Raw genomic sequence first — 16,121 nt, 5'->3', positions numbered from 1 at the left:
CTCATGCCTGCGCCTCGCTGGCGCTCGGCTCCGGCATGACCGAGCGATGCTCGGCTGTGCTTGTTGTTCGCTCGCTGCGCTCGCTCATGCCTGCGCCTCGCTGGCGCTCGGCTCGCTCATGCCGCCCACCCGCCCATCCGGTCGAGGTGGCTTTCCACGTCGGCGAGGAAACCAGGCGGAAAACGCAGGCTGCCCATGCCGGTTCGGCGCAGGAACCCGGCGGTCGCGCGTGCGGAGAGCAACCGCGCGTCGGTGAGGAAGTGAGTCAGGTCTTCGTATGGCTCGTGCACCGGCCAGTTGGACACCGGCACCCGGTGGGCGACACCGCGGCGCCCCCACGCGGCGACCGGCCACGGTGTGCCCGTCGGCAGCGGTTGATCGCCTGGAATCGGGTCTTGCGGCGTGGCCAGCCGCGATCCCACCCAGGCCGCCATCCGTACGCTCACCGCGTTGCCGACCAGCTTCCAGCGATGGCCGTCGCGGATGCCGGGAACCTCGGTCGCGGTCGCGGTCCAGCCCGCGTCGAAGCCCTGGAGGCGTTCTGCGTCGACGATGCCCGGCGTGACGATCTCGCCGGAGGGCAGTCGCACCGCGGGCGGGCTGGCGATGCCGAGCGCAGAGCCGCCCTTCAGCGTGGGCACCGCGTTCACCGCCCAGCCGAGCCCGCGCACCCCCTCGGTCCAGTAGAAGCCGCACGGATCGCGCTCGGGGTCGCCCACCATTCGGAGACCGGCGTCTTCGCCGAACAGCACCGGACGGGGGTCCTCGGTGCGCGAGGCCAGCATCAGTACCCGCTGACGGCGCTGTGGCAGGCCGAACGCGCGCGCATCCACCACCCGGTAGGCCCAGGTGTAGCCGAGTTCCTCCAGCGCGCCGGTGATATGCCGCATCGCCGCCCCCCTGCCGAGTTGCAGCATGAATGGGACGTTTTCGATCAGCAGCCAGCGTGGCCCGCGTTTGCGACGCACCAGGCGGAACACCTCGTCGACCAGACCGGACCGGGTGCCGGTGATGCCCGCGGTACGCCCGGCCTGGGATAGGTCCTGGCACGGGAACCCCGCCGCGACCAGTTCGGTCCCCGACGGGATCGCGCGCAGCCGGGTGATGTCGGAATGCAATGGGACGTCCGGGAAGTGCGCCGCGAGCACACCCTGGGCGCCGGGCTCGATTTCGCACAGCAGCTCGGTCTGCCAGCCGTGCCTGCCGAGGCCGAGCTCCAATCCACCGATACCGGCGAACAGCCCGACCATCCGCGCGCCCGTCAACGGCCTTCCCTTCCTCGCGTTCACAACGAGACGCCGCCGAACGCGCGACCCGTGCCCGGGAGCAGGGTACTCGAGTCACCCGAGGCGATCGGCGAACCAGGCAACCAACGACCCGGCACCTGGTACCGTCCGCGTGTCACGCACTGCGATCGGCGTGCTCTTCTCAATAATGCACAGGGCCGATCACATGCGCGGCCCTGATGAAAGGCGGGCAGACTGACCCGCCTGCGCTTCGGTGTCGTCCGCGCGGGCTGTCCCACGATCCTGGTGGCGCGCGATCGCGAACTGCCATTGCTCGACAAAGTTTCCAGAGCGACGCTAGGGAAAGTGAGCGAGAATGCGGATTTCTTCCACCAGAGATCGGAACTTTCCTACGGTCGTGGTCACCGGCCTCGCGGCGACCACCTCCATCGCGGGTGACGCGGACTCCACCTGGAAGGGTCTGCTCGATGGCGAGACCGGCATCGACGTCCTGAACGACGACTTCATCGACCAGTTCGAGCTGCAGGTGCGGATCGGCGGTCATCTGAAGGTCAAGCCCTCGGCCTGCCTCTCCGCCGCCGAGGCGGTCGGCAACCACGCGTCGGTCTACGCACCCAAGTCGGCCCTCGGCCACTCGATCGGCGCCGTCGGCGCCCTCGAATCGGTGATCACCGTGCTCAGTGTGCGCGACGGGATCGTGCCGCCCACGCTGAACCTGGACAACCAGGACCCGGATATCGATCTGGATATCGTGCGCGGCCGATCCCGGACCGGGCGTATCGACTATGCCGTGAAGAACTCCTTCGGCTTCGGCGGGCATAACGTCGCACTCGCGTTCGGCCGCTATTGAGCGCAGGGAGGTCGCGCACCTGCTAGCCTTCCCGACGCTTCGCTATCGACCTGTGTTCGGTGTCATTGCACGGCCTGAGTGCCGGTGCGCTGGAAAAGGATGATGCGATGATCGACGAAAACTTCGACGACTACCTGGACGATCAGGGCAATATCAAGATCCGCGGTGACAGGACCCTGATCGACTTCGTCGACAAGCACACTGCGGAGAACGGCGACGACCTCGCCTACCGCTTCATCGACTACTCCCGCGAACGCGACGGTGAGTACTACGAACTCACCTGGCGGCAGTTCGGTGTGCGGTTGCGCGCGGTGGCGGCCCGGCTGCAGCAGGTGACGCGGCCGGGCGACCGGGTGGCGATCCTGGCTCCGCAGGGGCTCGACTACGTCGTCTCGATCTTCGCCGCGGTGTACGCGGGCAATATCGCGGTGCCGCTGTTCGATCCGGAGGAGCAGGGCCACACCGACCGGCTGCACGCGGTGCTCGGCGACTGCAGGCCCGCGGCGATTCTGACGGTGGGATCCGCGGCGGGCGGGGTGCGGAACCTCTTCCGGCATCTGCCTGCGCAGCAGCGGCCGCGCATCATCGCGGTGGAAGCGGTCCCGGACAGTGTCGGCGCGTTCTGGGTGCTACCCGACATCAACATCGACAGCGTCGCCTACCTGCAGTACACCTCGGGTTCCACCCGGACGCCCGCGGGGGTGGAGATCACCCACCGTGCGGTCGGCACGAACCTGCTGCAGATGATCGACGCGATCGGCGTCACCGAGCATTCGCGCGGCGTCACCTGGCTGCCGCTGTTCCACGACATGGGCCTGCTGTCTGTGATTCTGCCGACCATCGGCGGCGGATTCATCACGATCATGTCGCCGAGCGCGTTCGTGCGCCGCCCGTACCGCTGGATCAAGGAGTTGGCCGCAGCCTCCGACGGCGCGGGAACATTTGCCGCCGCACCGAATTTCGCGTTCGAGCATGCCGCGGCCCGGGGCAAGCCGAAGCCGGACGAGGAGTTGGATCTGTCGAATGTGATCGGGTTGATCAACGGCAGCGAGCCGGTCTCGGTGTCGTCGATGAAGAAGTTCAACGAGGCGTTCGCGCCGTACGGGTTGCCCGAGACAGCTATCAAGCCCTGCTACGGAATGGCGGAGGCGACGCTGTTCGTGTCGGCAACCAGGGCCGAGGACAAGGCGAAGGTCGTCTACGTGGATCGCACCGCGTTGAACGCCGGGCGCATGGTCGAGATCCCGCAGGACGCGGGCAATGCGATCGCCCAAGTGTCGTGCGGCTACGTCGCGCTGACGCAGTGGGCAGTGATCGTCGATCCGGAGCACGGCACCGAGCGGCGCGACGGCGAGGTCGGCGAGATCTGGCTGCACGGCGAGAACATGGGCATCGGGTACTGGGGCCGCCCTGAGGAGAGCCAGGCCACTTTCCGCGCCCAGCTGTCCGCGCGGCTGCCAGAGGGCAGCCATGCCGAGGGCACCGAGCCGGACGCCAACTGGATGCGCACCGGCGACTACGGCGCGTATCTGGACGGCGAGCTGTACATCACCGGCCGGGTCAAGGACCTGGTGATCGTGGACGGACGCAATCACTACCCACAGGACCTGGAGTTCTCCGCCCAGGAATCGAGCACGGCGCTACGCCCGGGCTTCGTCGCGGCGTTCTCGGTGCCCGCCAACGAGCTGCCCGCGCTGGTCGTCGATCAAGACAGTCACGTCGGCTCGGCGCTGGACGCCGACGACACCTCCGAGCAGCTGGTGATCGTCGCGGAGCGCAACGTCGGCGCGGGCAAGCTGGAACCCCAGCCGGTCGCCGACACGGTGCGTGCCGCCATTTCCCAGCGCCACGGCGTCACGGTGCGCGACGTGCTGCTGGTGCCCGCCGGCTCGATCCCACGCACGTCCAGCGGCAAGATCGCCCGGCGCGCCTGTCGTGCGGCGTACCTGGAGGGCACGCTGCGCGGTGGCTACCAGCAGCAGGCGTTCCCGGACGCGCCGGCGGAGTGGGACTCGGAGCGCGTGATCGTCGGTTAGAAGCCGAAATTCGATGGTGCACTTGAATTCACGGATGTCGGCGCCCACGATGTGGGCGTCGACGTCGCCATAGGCGCCCGTGCCGCGTCCATACCCTTGACCTCGAGGTTGCTCGAGGTTGTTGGCTGGGTGCATGAACTCCCTCCCCACCTGCGAGCCGACCGCGTCGTCCAGCGTGGACGCGGTATCGGGCCGGCCGGAAAATCGGTTGGCCGATTCGGGGCCCGGTGCGACCCTGGAATGTCGGAGCTCGATGCGAACATCATCGAGAGTTCCGTCTTCCGCAATGCACGGAACTCGAGGGGGAGTTTTGTCAGTCGCACTGGATATTTCGGCCGAACCGGAGGTCGACAGAGCGGAGCGGCCCGCCGCCGCGCCGGGCCGCCTGCATTCGCTGCGCCGATTCTGGCCGTATCTGCGTCCGCACCGCACCGCGCTGCTCGCCGCCTGCGGCCTCGCAATCCTCGCCACCTTCACGGCCATCGTCATTCCGCTGATGATCGCCAGAATCATCGACGGACCGATCGCCGAGCGGGATTTCCCAGGAGCCCTCGGGCCGGTGGCCGTCGTGCTGGTACTCGGCCTGCTGGAGGCGGTCGGCGTGTGGGGGCGCCGCCGGCTGGTCTCCACACCGGCAACCCGGTTCGAGATCGCTATGCGCGCCAAGATCTTTCGCAAGCTGCAGTCGCTGGCGATCGGCAGGCACGACGCGTGGGAGTCGGGGCAGCTGCTCTCACGCGCTGTGGACGACCTGGCGACCATGCGGCGGTTCGTCGCGTTCGCCGGCCCGTTCCTGCTGATCCACACCGTGATCATCCCGGTCGGCCTGCTCGTGCTGTTCGCGCTGAACTGGCAGATCGGCCTGATGTTCGCGATCGTGTCGATCCCGTTGGTGTACATCTGCCTTCGCTTCGAACGGCAGTACTCCGTGGCGGCACGGCGTTCGCAGGACCAGTCCGGCGACCTGGCCACCACGGCCGAGGAATCGGCGCAGGGGGTTCGGGTCCTCAAAGCGTTCGGCCGCGGCATGTTCTTCACCGGCCGGTTCACCACACAGTCGCGCGAGCTGCAGCAAACGGAGTTGCTGAAGGTGCGGCTGGACGCGACCCTGTGGTCGGCCATGGTGAGCCTGCCGCAGCTGGCCATCGCGTTCGTGCTCGGCTACGGCGGCTACGCGGTGGTGCACGGCACGATGACGCTCGGCACCCTGGTTGCGGGCATTACGCTGGCTACCTTCCTGCAGTGGCCGATCATCTGGACCGGCTTCCTGCTCGCCGAGCTGAACGACGCGCGTACCGCGGCGGACCGGTACTGGGAGATCATCGACACCCCGGTCGACATCACCGACCCGGCCGATCCGGTGGACCTGCCGGAGCGGATCGTCGGCGAGTTGCGCTTGGAAGGTGTGCGTTTCGCCTTTCCTGATGCCGAAGTCCAAGTGCTGCAGGATGTTTCGCTGACAGTGCGGCCCGGCGAAACGGTGGCGCTGGTCGGTGCGACCGGCAGCGGGAAGACGGCGCTGCTCAACCTGATCCCGCGCCTGTACGACGTGACGGGTGGCGTCATCACCGTCGACGGCATCGACATCGCCGGGATGCGGGTGGCCGACCTGCGCTCGCTGGTGTCGGTCGCGTTCGAGGACCCGGTGCTGTTCTCGGCGAGCGTGCGGGAAAACGTCGCGCTCGGTGACCCGGACGCCACCGATGCGGACGTGCGCCGCGCGCTGGACGTCGCCCAGGCGACCGAGTTCGTGGACAACCTGCCCTGGGGTTTGGACACGAGAATCGGCGAACAGGGCCTGAGCCTGTCCGGCGGCCAGCGTCAGCGGCTCGCGCTGGCCCGCGCGGTGCTCAGCGGCGCGGGGAAGCGCAGCCGGATCATGGTGCTCGACGACCCGTTGTCCGCGCTCGACGTGGAGACCGAGGAGCGGGTGCAGGAGCGGCTGCGCGCAGTGCTTGCCGATGCGACGACGCTGCTTGTCGCACACCGTCCGTCCACTGCGGCGCTGGCCGACCGGGTCGCGGTGCTGGCCGACGGCCGGATCGTCGCGGAGGGCACACACGACCACCTGCTGCGGGCCAGCGGCAGATACCGAGAACTGATGGGAGGTGAGTAGCAGTGAGCACGGACACGAACGTGTCGAAAGACGTGGCGATACAAGATGACCCGGTTGCACGGGACGAAGTGGCCGACTGGCGCGGCATCGCGAGCGAGGACAAGGAGGTCACCGAGGCAGGAAACCTGGTGCTGGCCGGCCGGTCCCGTCGGCTGTTGCTCGACCTGGTCCGGCCCTACCGCAAGCTGGCGGCGTTCGCGCTGGTGCTCATCGTGGTCGACAACGCGGCGATGGTGTCGGCGCCGCTGTTTGTCGCGCAGGGGCTGGACACCGGCATCGCGCGTGGTGCGGAAGGCAACTGGCTCCCGCTCACACGGACCGTGGCCGGTTACCTCGGCTCGGTCCTGCTCGGTGTGCTCACCACGTTCTTCTTCCTGCGGGTGTCCGGCAGGCTCAGCCAGAGCGTGCTGTTCGACCTGCGGGTGCGCTCGTTCACGCATATGCAGCGGCTCAGCGTCGCCTTCCATGAGAAGTACACCTCCGGCAAGGTGGTCGCCCGGCTCACCGGCGACATCGAGACGCTGCAGGAGCTGCTGGAGGGAGCGCTCAACCAGGCGCTGAGCGCGATCCTCTCGGTGCTGACCATCGCGGTGCTGCTGATCTATCTGGATCAGACTCTCGCGGCGATCGTGTTGGTCGGTTTCGTTCCGTTGCTGCTGGTCACCCGCTGGGCGCAGCGCAGGCAACGCGCGGGATACCGCCGCACACGCGGCGCGATCGCCAAGGTGGTCGTGCAGTTCGTCGAATCGATGGGCGGCATGCGCGCGGTGCAGACGTTCCGGCGCGAGCAGCGCAACGAGGCGGTGCTCGCCGTCGAGGACGGCGAATACCGCCAGGCGACCACCGCGGCCATGCGCGGCATGGGCGATTACGCGGGCCTTACCAGGCTGCTCGGCAACCTGACGACGGTGATTGTCATCCTGGTCGGCGCGTGGCGGGTGATCGAGGGTGACCTCGCGGTCGGGGTGCTCGCGGCCTACCTGCTGTACCTCAACGAGTTCTACGGTCCGCTGGACGAACTCGCGCAGGTGTTCAACTCCTACCAGTCCGCGGCGGCGGCGCTGGAGAAGATCTCGGGTGTGCTCGAGGAGGAGCCGTCGGTGCCGGAACCGGCGCAGCCGGTAGCTCTGGGCAAGGCGTCGGGCGCGGTCCGGATGAACAAGGTGTGGTTCGGCTACGGGGCCATGCTTGTCGAGCTGCCCGACGGTCCCGGCGGGGAGGTCACGCGGCGCTCAACGGACGGGGCGGCCGTGGTCGCCGAGGTGACGGGCTCGGGTGGGTCCGAGGGCGAGCCGGACAGCCGCCGGAAGCGACCGGTGCTGCCGGAGTTCACCTTGGACATCCCGGCCGGACAGGTTGTCGCGCTGGTCGGAGCGACCGGCGCGGGCAAGTCGACACTGGTCAAGCTGCTGACGCGGTTCTACGACCCATCCGGCGGTTCGGTCACCCTGGACGGCGTCGACCTGCGCGACCTCTCGGACGCCGACCTGCGGCGCAACGTCGTGATGGTCACCCAGGAGTCCTACCTGTTCTCCGGGTCGGTCGCCGACAACATCCGGCTCGGCAGGCCGGACGCCACCGACGCGGAGGTGTTCGCCGCGGCGCGCGCGGTCGGTCTGTACGACTTCGTGCGATCCCTGCCTGAGGGCTTCGCCACCGACGTGCGCAAGCGTGGTGGCAGGCTCTCGGCGGGCCAGCGGCAACTGGTCGCGTTCGCCAGGGTGTTCTTGGCCGATCCCGCCGTGATCGTGCTGGACGAGGCCACCTCGAGCCTGGACATCCCGAGCGAGCGGCTCGTGCAGCATGCGCTGGAGACCGTGCTGCGCGGGCGCACCGCGGTGATCATCGCGCACCGGCTGTTCACGGTGGCGATCGCGGACCGGGTGCTCGTGCTCGCGTCCGGACGGCTCGTCGAGGACGGTGCGCCGGACGAGCTGATCGTAGGTACCGGCAGATTCGCCGGTCTGCACGCGGCGTGGCGCGAGTCGTTGGTGTGATGAGCGTTGGTGATGTGCGGGTTACGGCAGGGTGTCGCTTACGGTAGATACGTGACGACTCCAGCCTCCGACCCCGAGATCCCCGCCGAGAGCCCGCAGGCATCCCGGTGGCCGGCGGTTCTCACCTGGCGCGCGCCCGACGCGTCACGGATGGAGTCGGTCCGGGTGACGCTCAATGGGAACCGCATCCGCGCCGCCGGGCGCATGATCGGCGGCGTGGGCGCGGACCATCCCGCGTTCAGCGCCTCCTATGACCTGGTCACCGACGAGAACGGCAGGACGAAGCGGCTCTCGCTGCGCACCACTACGGCCGCCGGCGAGCGGCAAGCCTCGATCGCCAGAGACGAGGAGAACTACTGGCTCATCGACGCGGGCGGTAACCATGTCCGCTCCAAATTCGGGGGCGCGCTCGACGTGGACGTGGTGCTCAGCCCGTTCTTCAACACTTTGCCGATCCGTCGCTACGACCTGCAGCACGCCGTGGAGGCCGTCCAGGTCCCGGTGGTCTACGTCCGCCTACCCGACCTGCTGGTGCAGGAGGCCACGCTGATCTACAGCAGCGCGGCCGAGGGCATCAGCGTGCTGTCCCCGGTCTCCAGCGCGACCGTCACCGTCGACGCCGACGGCTTTCTCCTGGATTACCCCGGCCTGGCCGAGCGGATCTGACCTTCGGCTCTCGTCGGCCGACGCCCGCCGCAGGTCGAGGCTGTCACAGCAGCAGAAGAACGCGTTCAGTTCAGCCGGGTGATGACTCCGCCACGCTGTCCGGCCGCGCGCAGGTCTTCCAGCCAATTGTGATCCCCGGGGCGGACATCGGTGATTTCCCACCGCCGCGCCGATTCGTAGCGTTGCCTGGCGTCATGTCCGGCTTCGACCAGATCGACGAGGGAATTCTCCGCGCGCAGGCTGTCGCGCGCCGCGCCGAGGACAGTGAGTGTTTCTTCCAGCACGTCCAGCAGCGCGCCGGAATTCGGTTCGCAGATCGCGCGGACCATGTCCGGCGCGGTGCCTGCGACACGGGTGCCATCGCGGAACGATCCGGCGGCGAGCCCCAGCGCGAGATCACCGCCCGAGGCACCGGACAGCGCGAGCGCCTCGGCGAGCACATGCGGCAGGTGCGAGATACGGGCGACGGCGCGGTCGTGCTCCTCGGCCACCACCGGGACGACCACCGAGCCGCAGTCCAACGCGAGCCGCGCCACCCGGGTCCATGGGTCGGCACAGGTTCCCTCGTCCACGCCGATCGCCCACACGGCGTCGCGGAACAGGTCGGGATCGGTAGCGGTCCACCCGGATTCGGCGGTGCCCGCCATCGGATGGCCGCCGACGTATCGAGCCCCGAGCCCATGTCTGTGCACGGCGTCGGCGACTGGCGCCTTCACACTCACCACGTCGGTCAGCGCGGACTGCGGCGCGAAGGTCGCGACCGAGGAAAGCATGTGGTCCACCGCGGGCATCGGCACCGCGACGACGATCAGCGCGTCGGCGTCCGCGGCACGTCGTAGTGCGGCGGGCAGGTCCTCCGTGACCTCGAAACCGTCGGCACGCGCTGCCCGGGCCCCCGCCTCCGATCGGTTGTATCCCCAGCCGTCATAGCCCGCGCCGACGGCCGCGCGCAGCAGCGAACCACCGATCAAACCCATCCCGAGGACGCACACGGGCGCTTTCTTCGCGGAAGTCACCGGAACAGATTGGCATACGACTTCAACATTTCAGCTCGAGCCGACTACCGTTGCGGCCATGGCAGCACAGCGCTCGGGCACGAACAGGGCGGCGTCGGACGATTACGACGACGTGGAAGGGTTCGCAGTGGCGGTTGTCCGCGAAGACGGCAAGTGGCGATGCAGTCCGCTGACCCGGGCTGCGCTCACCGATTTGGCCGCGGCGGAAAATGAACTGAAGGCTTTGCGCAGCTCCGGAGCGGTGTTCGGACTACTCGACATCGATGACGAGTTCTTCATCGTGCTCCGGCCCGCACCGAGCGGAACACGGATGCTGGTGTCGGACGCGACGGCCGCGATCGATTACGACATCGCCGCGGACGTCCTCGAGGCCTTGAATGTGGAAATTCCCGACATCGACCCGGACGAGATCGACGACATCGAGCCGTGGGAGGAGGGCGACCTCGGTGTGCTCGCTGATCTCGGCCTGCCCGAACCGGTGTTGAGCGTCATCCTCGCCGAGACCGACCTCTATCCGGACGAGCAGCTCAGCATGATCGCCCAGCGGCTCGGCTTCGCCGACGAACTCTCCGCGGTCCTGGACAAACTGCCTCGCTGACGTGGGAGTTCTCTCGGTCCCGTCGGACGCCGACATGGTGCGTGTCGCCCTTGATGCGGCGGCTGCCGCGGGGGGCCGTGACGTACCTGTCGGTGCGGTCGTATTCGATTCGGCAGGACGGGAACTCGCGCGCGCGGCAAATGCACGCGAAGCACTCGGTGACCCGACCGCGCATGCGGAGATCCTCGCGCTGCGCCGGGCCGCCGAAGTTCTCGGCGACGGCTGGCGGCTGGAAGCAACGACCCTCGCGGTGACACTGGAGCCGTGCACCATGTGCGCGGGCGCGCTGGTGCTTGCCAGGGTCGGCCGGTTGATATTCGGCGCATGGGAGCCGAAAACCGGCGCCGTCGGTTCGCTCTGGGACGTGGTTCGGGACCGTCGGCTCAACCACCGGCCAGAAGTGCGCGGGGGAGTGCTCGAAGCGGAGTGCGCCGCACTGCTCGACGAGTTCTTCCGCACCCAGCGCTGACTTCCCGGGTGTCCAGACCCGCGCCGCGCCGAGCCTCGACCGGTGTGAGATCGCTCCCGCCACCGGCCGTCGGAACGGAATACCGAACGGTCAGCCCAGCTCTCCAGCCGATTTAACGATCCGGCGACGGTCCGGTATGGTTGTCGGCGGTGGCGTGTCCGAGCGGCCTAAGGAGCACGCCTCGAAAGCGTGTGAGGGGTAACCCCCCTCCGAGGGTTCAAATCCCTCCGCCACCGCCAAAGCCCCTGACTTGTTCACGCAGGTAAGGGGCTCTTCTCTTCTCTGCAGAATTCGGACTTGGCTGTGTTGACCGATCAACACATGCCGACCAGAAATCGGACAGGTGATGGACCGCGTCCTTGGGCCGGTTCCGCATTGGTTTCCTCGCGTGCATTGCCGCAGGTGTGGGACCGTCTCTTCAGGCCCGGAGTGCGGGCCACAATCTACTCCCAGTGCAACCTGTAGCCGTCTGTACACCACGTAGCAGATAGGTAGCCTAGGGTATGAAAACGATCCAGCAACGCGACCTTCGCAACGACAGCGGCAAAGTCCTTGCCGCAGTCGAAGCTGGCCTGCACTTCACAAAGATCCGCTGAAACAAGCCCAACGCCAGCTCCAGTTCCAGTAGGTCACGAAATCGTTCAACCCCCTCGCGTTCGACGCAGAGACGGCCAACGTGTATGGGTCGTTGGCTTTTCTCCTCGAACAGATCGGGCGTAAACCCCCAGGACGAGTGGCCGATCTTCAGATAGCAGCTACAGCAGTCCAGTACAGCTTGCCGCTGTACACCCGCAACCCGGACGACTTCAAGGGGCTCGGGCCGCTGCTGAACATCGTTGCGGTGTAGCAACATTCGTCCGCCCAGTTCTGATTCCCGACGCCTTGGAGGCGGTCACCCGCGCACGCGGAACATACCGCTGAGGTCGATGACCTGATCCGGATCAGATAAATGCCTCGGACCAGATGTTGACCCGCCAACACCTGCCCGTACGTTCGATGACCGTCGRCACTCTCGAAACTTGCTGAAATACACCGAGTTTCGCTGTTCACGCGATTGGCTTGGGGTTACGGCAGGATCAAACCCCTCCGCCGAATGGTTCGGCGGCCAAAACGATCGCCAACAAAACGGACTTCTCGGCGGCTGCGATGGCTAGGTAGGTCGCATCTCGTCCAACCTGTGCGCGGGCCTCCGGCTGCCGCCGAATATTCAAATCACGTTATGCCGCAGCATATCCGGTGAATTCATGCGCGGTCACCGTGACCATGAGGCCACCCATTGCCTTCACTGCCGAGCGCAATCTGGGATCACCACTGGGCGGTAACGGCATCGACCAGGCAGTCGAACCGTCTCCGGCGTCGATCGCGTGCACGGTGGTGCCGTCGGTCAGGATGAGGTGGCTTGCGTCGGTTATGCCGTCGTAGCGTGACGTGTTCGCGAACAACGTCGGCTGGTGCCAGATTCGGTGTCCGTCAGTGAGATCGAGGCCGGCCAGCTCTGATCCATCGAGCGATCGGACGATCACAGTGTTATCCACTACTCCTTCTATCGCGCTCGTGCGTCCGGTGTGCTCATCGATGCCGATCTGCGCGTTGGTCCAGAGGACTCGGCCTGTCGTTCGCTCGTAGGCACTCTCGCCGGTGAGGATCGGCGGCGGCGTCGCGGTCGCAGTCGGGTACCACTCGAGAAGGAAGCTGGCGTTGCTGACCTCGGTGATCGGGTGGCCATTGCGGTCGAGAAGCGTGACCGTTCCCGCGCTCCAGCCGCGTTCGATCACCTGCGAGGCGACAATGCCGCCGTCGAACGTGTAGGCAACGGGTCCGGTGAACAGCGGGTCGCCGGTGCGCAGATCGTAGACGCGAACGCCATGGTCGCGCCCGTCCAGGACATAGTCCCGCGCGATCCTGGGAGTCACCGGGTCGCCGGGAACAGGTGCCGGATACGTCCGCTGCCAGGTCGCGGCGATATCGGAAATGGTCCCTCGGGTGACGACAGCGGTCATCCAGTCCGAGGTTCGGCCGGTCACCGAAACGACGCCGTCCCGCACCGTCACGTCCATGACCTCGAAGTCCGTCGTATGGTCCCCGAGTACCGCGCCTGTCGCAGCCTCGATGATCAACACTCGATGCGTGCCGTGGCAGGCGAGCTGTCCGTCGAATACCTGCTCACGGCAGCCGAGGAGTTCGCCGACATCGGTCGTCCATCGCACCTGGCCGGTCTCCGGATCGATGCCGTGCATCCGCACCGGTCCGACGGGCAGTCCAGCATTTTCGCCCGGCCCCGGCACGCCGGGCACCGCGGTTGCCGCGACGATCATGGTCCCGGCGTCCATCGGCGAGCCGTAGCCGTAGTAGCCGTGCAGGTTCTGCGGCGCTGCCAGCAAGACCGCACCAAGCTCGTCGGACAAGTCAGCAGCGCGCAATGTCCACCGTGGCACCGGAGTGGAGTCGAGCCGGGGCGAAATCCGGAACCGGCCGTACGCCGCGGATACCTCCTGCGGCTCCTCTGGCGATCGGTTCACCCACACGACCGCAGCGATACCCGCCACCACAGCCACGATCAGCACCGTGATCCAGATCCTGCGCCTTCCCTGATCAGCGAGCCACATTGCAGCCTTGTTCATTCGGCGGCCTCCTTCATGCATCTATCTGGACCAGGCACTGGCCGAGCTGTGCGAATACGCAAGGTATCAGCCATCTTCGAGGCCGGTGATCGCGAGAACAACCCGATCGCTGGTGATTTCCGGTAGCTCGAAAATCAAGTTCTCGGCGCGGTTGGGTTGCCGACCTGGAGATGCCGCGTCTGGGGACGCAACCGCCTACCCGGGGGGACTCCATACAAGTCGGAGCCTCAGATGGTGAAGTCCGTATTACACAGACAATTGGGACTGCGCCGTTTCGACAGGCAGTTGGGTGGTGGGCGCGGCTCGATGCCTGCTTTTGCCCACCATCACCGTGATTGAGGCGAATCATCGTGAGGCGTTAATGCTGCTAGAGACGATTTCGATACTCTGACGAGCGGCCCCGGTTCGGCTGAAACGCCTCCTCCGCGCCACGGCCACGCCTCATGCAGGTCAGGGGCCTGTCTGAACCCGACCGCCTGCTTGGTTGGGGATTGCTGCGGATCCTGCGCTTTCGGCGTTGCGCTGATGCGTGCCGCACCTGCCGCCGCGATGACGACCAAACATACGCCCGCCCATTGGGTGAGCCGCAGTCCTTCACCGAGCAGCAGCATGCCTGCGCCTGCCGCGACGGCGGGCTCGAGGCTCATCAGCACACCGAAGGTCGAGGCGGAGATCCGCCGCAGCGCCGTCATCTCGATCGCATGGGGGACCAGGGACGACAGCACCGCGACGGCGAGAACGCCGAGCAACACCAGCGGTTCGAGCACGGCCGGGCTCGCGTGCGCGAACGCCATTGGCGTCGCGAGGATTCCACCGACAGCCATTGCGAGAGCGAGGCCGTCGTGTCCGGCGGTGTGTTTCCCGACGATAGCGCTGAACACGATGTAGCCACCCCAGCCTGCCGCGCTCGCCAGCGCGAACAGCACACCGGTCCAGGACACCGCGCCAGCGGAGTCGGTCAACAGCAATACGCCCGCGCCTGCGAGTAGCACCCACAGCGTGTCGCGCCATCGGCGTGATCCGGCGAGTGCGACGGTGAGCGGCCCGAGGAATTCGATGGTGACGGCCATGCCGAGTGGGATGCGGTCGATCGCCGCGTAGAAGCAGAGATTCATTCCGGTGGTAGCGGCACCGAACCCGAAAATGCCTGGCAGCGCGCGACGTTCGATGCGCAGCGACGGGCGCCACAGCGCCATCGCGATAATGCCGGCGAGCATGATTCGCACACTCGCGGTCGCATTCGCGCCGATGATGTCGAACAGATGTTTGGCCAATGCTGCGCCGAGCTGAATGCTGACCATGCCGCCGAGGATGAGGACCGGAGCGGAGAGGTTGCCGACCGCGTGCTGGGACGTGCCGTTGTGGAACTGTGCCTTCACGGACGAATAATAGGTGCGCTAAGCAACTGATAGGAGACTGTTCGGTTGCTGAATTCCGTTGACAATGCGGCGGAATGCCCTGGGGCTGTGGTCTCCAGCACATGAGTCAGGTGATGCGCATGCCCAGAGCGGGGCGGTCATCGCCCTCGAACACGGGAAGCCCTCACCGCGCTGAGCCACTTGTCAGAGATCATTCCCCTGGGCGGAGAGGAAGTAACCGGTGGTGACGTGCGGTAGCCGGCGAACCGGCACCATGCCTACCGAAGATCGAAACCTCAGCTCTTATCGGAAATTCGCTAGCCGTCTTCGTCCTTGCGCAGGACGACGGTGTGCCGGTCCAGGTCGAGGCCGACCCGCGGCGGCGCACCTTGGTCCTGCTCGTCGCGCAGCATGGAGATCGATTCGCGGTGGTCGAGTTCCATGCGCTTGGTGCTGTAGAACAGCGCGGTGAACTCGTCGGTGAAGGTGCCCGAGATAGGGGTGCGGCGGCGCCTACGGCGCTTGTTGACGGTCAGCTCGTAGACCGCGACGAGCACGAGAAGGATTACCCAACCCGGAATCCACCACTGCAAGACCGACGCCATGCCACCCGAAAGTACCAGGAACGGTGGCGGACGATCACGCTTCCGACATCTGAGTCGGTTGGTCGGCGAGCCGAGAATCCCCCCGCATACGGCGGATATTCAGCGAAATCGGGGGTATACGCCGGGTACGGAAGTGCGGAAAGGACGCGATGCCAGAATGCGCCGTCGAACAGTCCGCGCGGGAACGATGCGCGAGAGAAACCTGAGAATCGGAAGTGTAATCGTCTTGGTCTGGCTGCTGATCGGCGTGGTCGCCGCTGCGCAGCGTCACTACTTCGACAGCGGCCCGGTCAACTGCGCCGGTATCGGCACCATCGCTGTCACCGTGATCGCGGGCCCGCTCAACTACATGGGCGTGAACCCGAAGGTCGCGGATTGCAATGTGCCGCAACCGAGTCCGTAGTTCGACAGAGTGACACCGACGGCCACGCGGATTCGATTCCGCTCGGCCGCCGTCGGACGACACGGGCCGCTCGGCGCGGGGCCGCGCCACTACTTCGGCAGCGGCCCGGTCAACTGCGCCGGTTTCGACACAGTCATGC

14 protein-coding genes and 1 tRNA gene are annotated in these 16,121 nt (G+C 66.8%); 10 read left to right on the top strand and 5 right to left on the bottom strand.

What is annotated here, in order from left to right; translation table 11 throughout:
* Positions 1–116: 116 nt before the first annotated feature.
* On the bottom strand, positions 117–1,250 hold the full coding sequence (locus AB4Z47_RS28510; protein ID WP_441955430.1) for a DNA cytosine methyltransferase: 1,134 nt from the start codon (positions 1,248–1,250) through the stop codon (positions 117–119).
* Between the two features lie 352 nt (positions 1,251–1,602).
* Between AB4Z47_RS28510 and AB4Z47_RS28505 the strand changes: the two genes are divergently transcribed.
* The 5 genes from AB4Z47_RS28505 (at position 1,603) to AB4Z47_RS28485 (ending at position 8,912) form a co-directional block, all read left to right on the top strand.
* Positions 1,603–2,097, top strand: a complete 495-nt coding sequence (locus AB4Z47_RS28505) for a beta-ketoacyl synthase N-terminal-like domain-containing protein (protein ID WP_441955424.1) — start codon at positions 1,603–1,605, stop codon at positions 2,095–2,097.
* A 107-nt stretch (positions 2,098–2,204) separates the two neighbouring features.
* Positions 2,205–4,133 (top strand): long-chain-fatty-acid--AMP ligase FadD32, encoded by a 1,929-nt coding sequence (gene fadD32 / locus AB4Z47_RS28500; protein ID WP_441955422.1) that lies wholly within the window; start codon positions 2,205–2,207, stop codon positions 4,131–4,133.
* A gap of 310 nt (positions 4,134–4,443) precedes the next feature.
* Positions 4,444–6,249, top strand: coding sequence for an ABC transporter ATP-binding protein (locus tag AB4Z47_RS28495; protein ID WP_441955420.1), 1,806 nt, complete (start codon positions 4,444–4,446; stop codon positions 6,247–6,249).
* A gap of 2 nt (positions 6,250–6,251) precedes the next feature.
* Complete coding sequence (locus AB4Z47_RS28490) at positions 6,252–8,246, top strand: ABC transporter ATP-binding protein (RefSeq protein ID WP_441955418.1); 1,995 nt, start codon at positions 6,252–6,254, stop codon at positions 8,244–8,246.
* 51 nt (positions 8,247–8,297) lie between these two features.
* Entirely contained in the window at positions 8,298–8,912 is a 615-nt protein-coding gene (locus AB4Z47_RS28485) for a putative glycolipid-binding domain-containing protein (protein ID WP_441955416.1), read from the top strand.
* A 65-nt stretch (positions 8,913–8,977) separates the two neighbouring features.
* Here the strand turns inward: AB4Z47_RS28485 and AB4Z47_RS28480 are convergent, their stop codons facing one another.
* A complete protein-coding gene (locus tag AB4Z47_RS28480) occupies positions 8,978–9,928 on the bottom strand; it encodes a prephenate dehydrogenase (protein WP_441955414.1) in 951 nt (316 codons plus the stop codon).
* A gap of 58 nt (positions 9,929–9,986) precedes the next feature.
* Between AB4Z47_RS28480 and AB4Z47_RS28475 the strand changes: the two genes are divergently transcribed.
* The 4 genes from AB4Z47_RS28475 (at position 9,987) to AB4Z47_RS28460 (ending at position 11,842) form a co-directional block, all read left to right on the top strand.
* Positions 9,987–10,526, top strand: a complete 540-nt coding sequence (locus tag AB4Z47_RS28475; protein WP_441955412.1) for a tRNA adenosine deaminase-associated protein — start codon at positions 9,987–9,989, stop codon at positions 10,524–10,526.
* Positions 10,527–10,560: 34 nt separating this feature from the next.
* Positions 10,561–10,995 (top strand): nucleoside deaminase, encoded by a 435-nt coding sequence (locus tag AB4Z47_RS28470; RefSeq protein WP_441955428.1) that lies wholly within the window; start codon positions 10,561–10,563, stop codon positions 10,993–10,995.
* Positions 10,996–11,143: 148 nt separating this feature from the next.
* Positions 11,144–11,234 (top strand) — tRNA-Ser (locus AB4Z47_RS28465).
* 449 nt (positions 11,235–11,683) lie between these two features.
* Entirely contained in the window at positions 11,684–11,842 is a 159-nt protein-coding gene (locus tag AB4Z47_RS28460) for a cytotoxic translational repressor of toxin-antitoxin stability system, toxin of TAS system (RefSeq protein ID WP_441955410.1), read from the top strand.
* A gap of 370 nt (positions 11,843–12,212) precedes the next feature.
* On the opposite strand, the gene AB4Z47_RS28455 is transcribed toward AB4Z47_RS28460, so the two are convergent.
* The 3 genes from AB4Z47_RS28455 to AB4Z47_RS28445 form a co-directional block, all read right to left on the bottom strand.
* Positions 12,213–13,616: an outer membrane protein assembly factor BamB family protein gene (locus AB4Z47_RS28455; RefSeq protein ID WP_441955408.1), complete on the bottom strand. Its 1,404-nt coding sequence runs from the start codon at positions 13,614–13,616 to the stop codon at positions 12,213–12,215.
* Positions 13,617–13,942: 326 nt separating this feature from the next.
* On the bottom strand, positions 13,943–14,995 hold the full coding sequence (locus AB4Z47_RS28450; protein ID WP_441955406.1) for an EamA family transporter: 1,053 nt from the start codon (positions 14,993–14,995) through the stop codon (positions 13,943–13,945).
* A 296-nt stretch (positions 14,996–15,291) separates the two neighbouring features.
* Entirely contained in the window at positions 15,292–15,579 is a 288-nt protein-coding gene (locus AB4Z47_RS28445; RefSeq protein WP_441955404.1) for a DUF6191 domain-containing protein, read from the bottom strand.
* Between the two features lie 187 nt (positions 15,580–15,766).
* On the opposite strand from AB4Z47_RS28445, the gene AB4Z47_RS28440 reads away from it, so the two are divergent.
* Positions 15,767–15,982: a hypothetical protein gene (locus tag AB4Z47_RS28440; protein ID WP_441955402.1), complete on the top strand. Its 216-nt coding sequence runs from the start codon at positions 15,767–15,769 to the stop codon at positions 15,980–15,982.
* The last annotated feature ends 139 nt before the right edge of the window (positions 15,983–16,121 follow it).

The sequence above is a fragment of the Nocardia sp. 2TAF39 genome (assembly GCF_052114905.1).
Classification (GTDB): Bacteria; Actinomycetota; Actinomycetes; order Mycobacteriales; family Mycobacteriaceae; genus Nocardia.
Note: the sequence above shows the minus strand (reverse complement) of the source record. Positions and strands in the feature narration are given on the sequence as shown.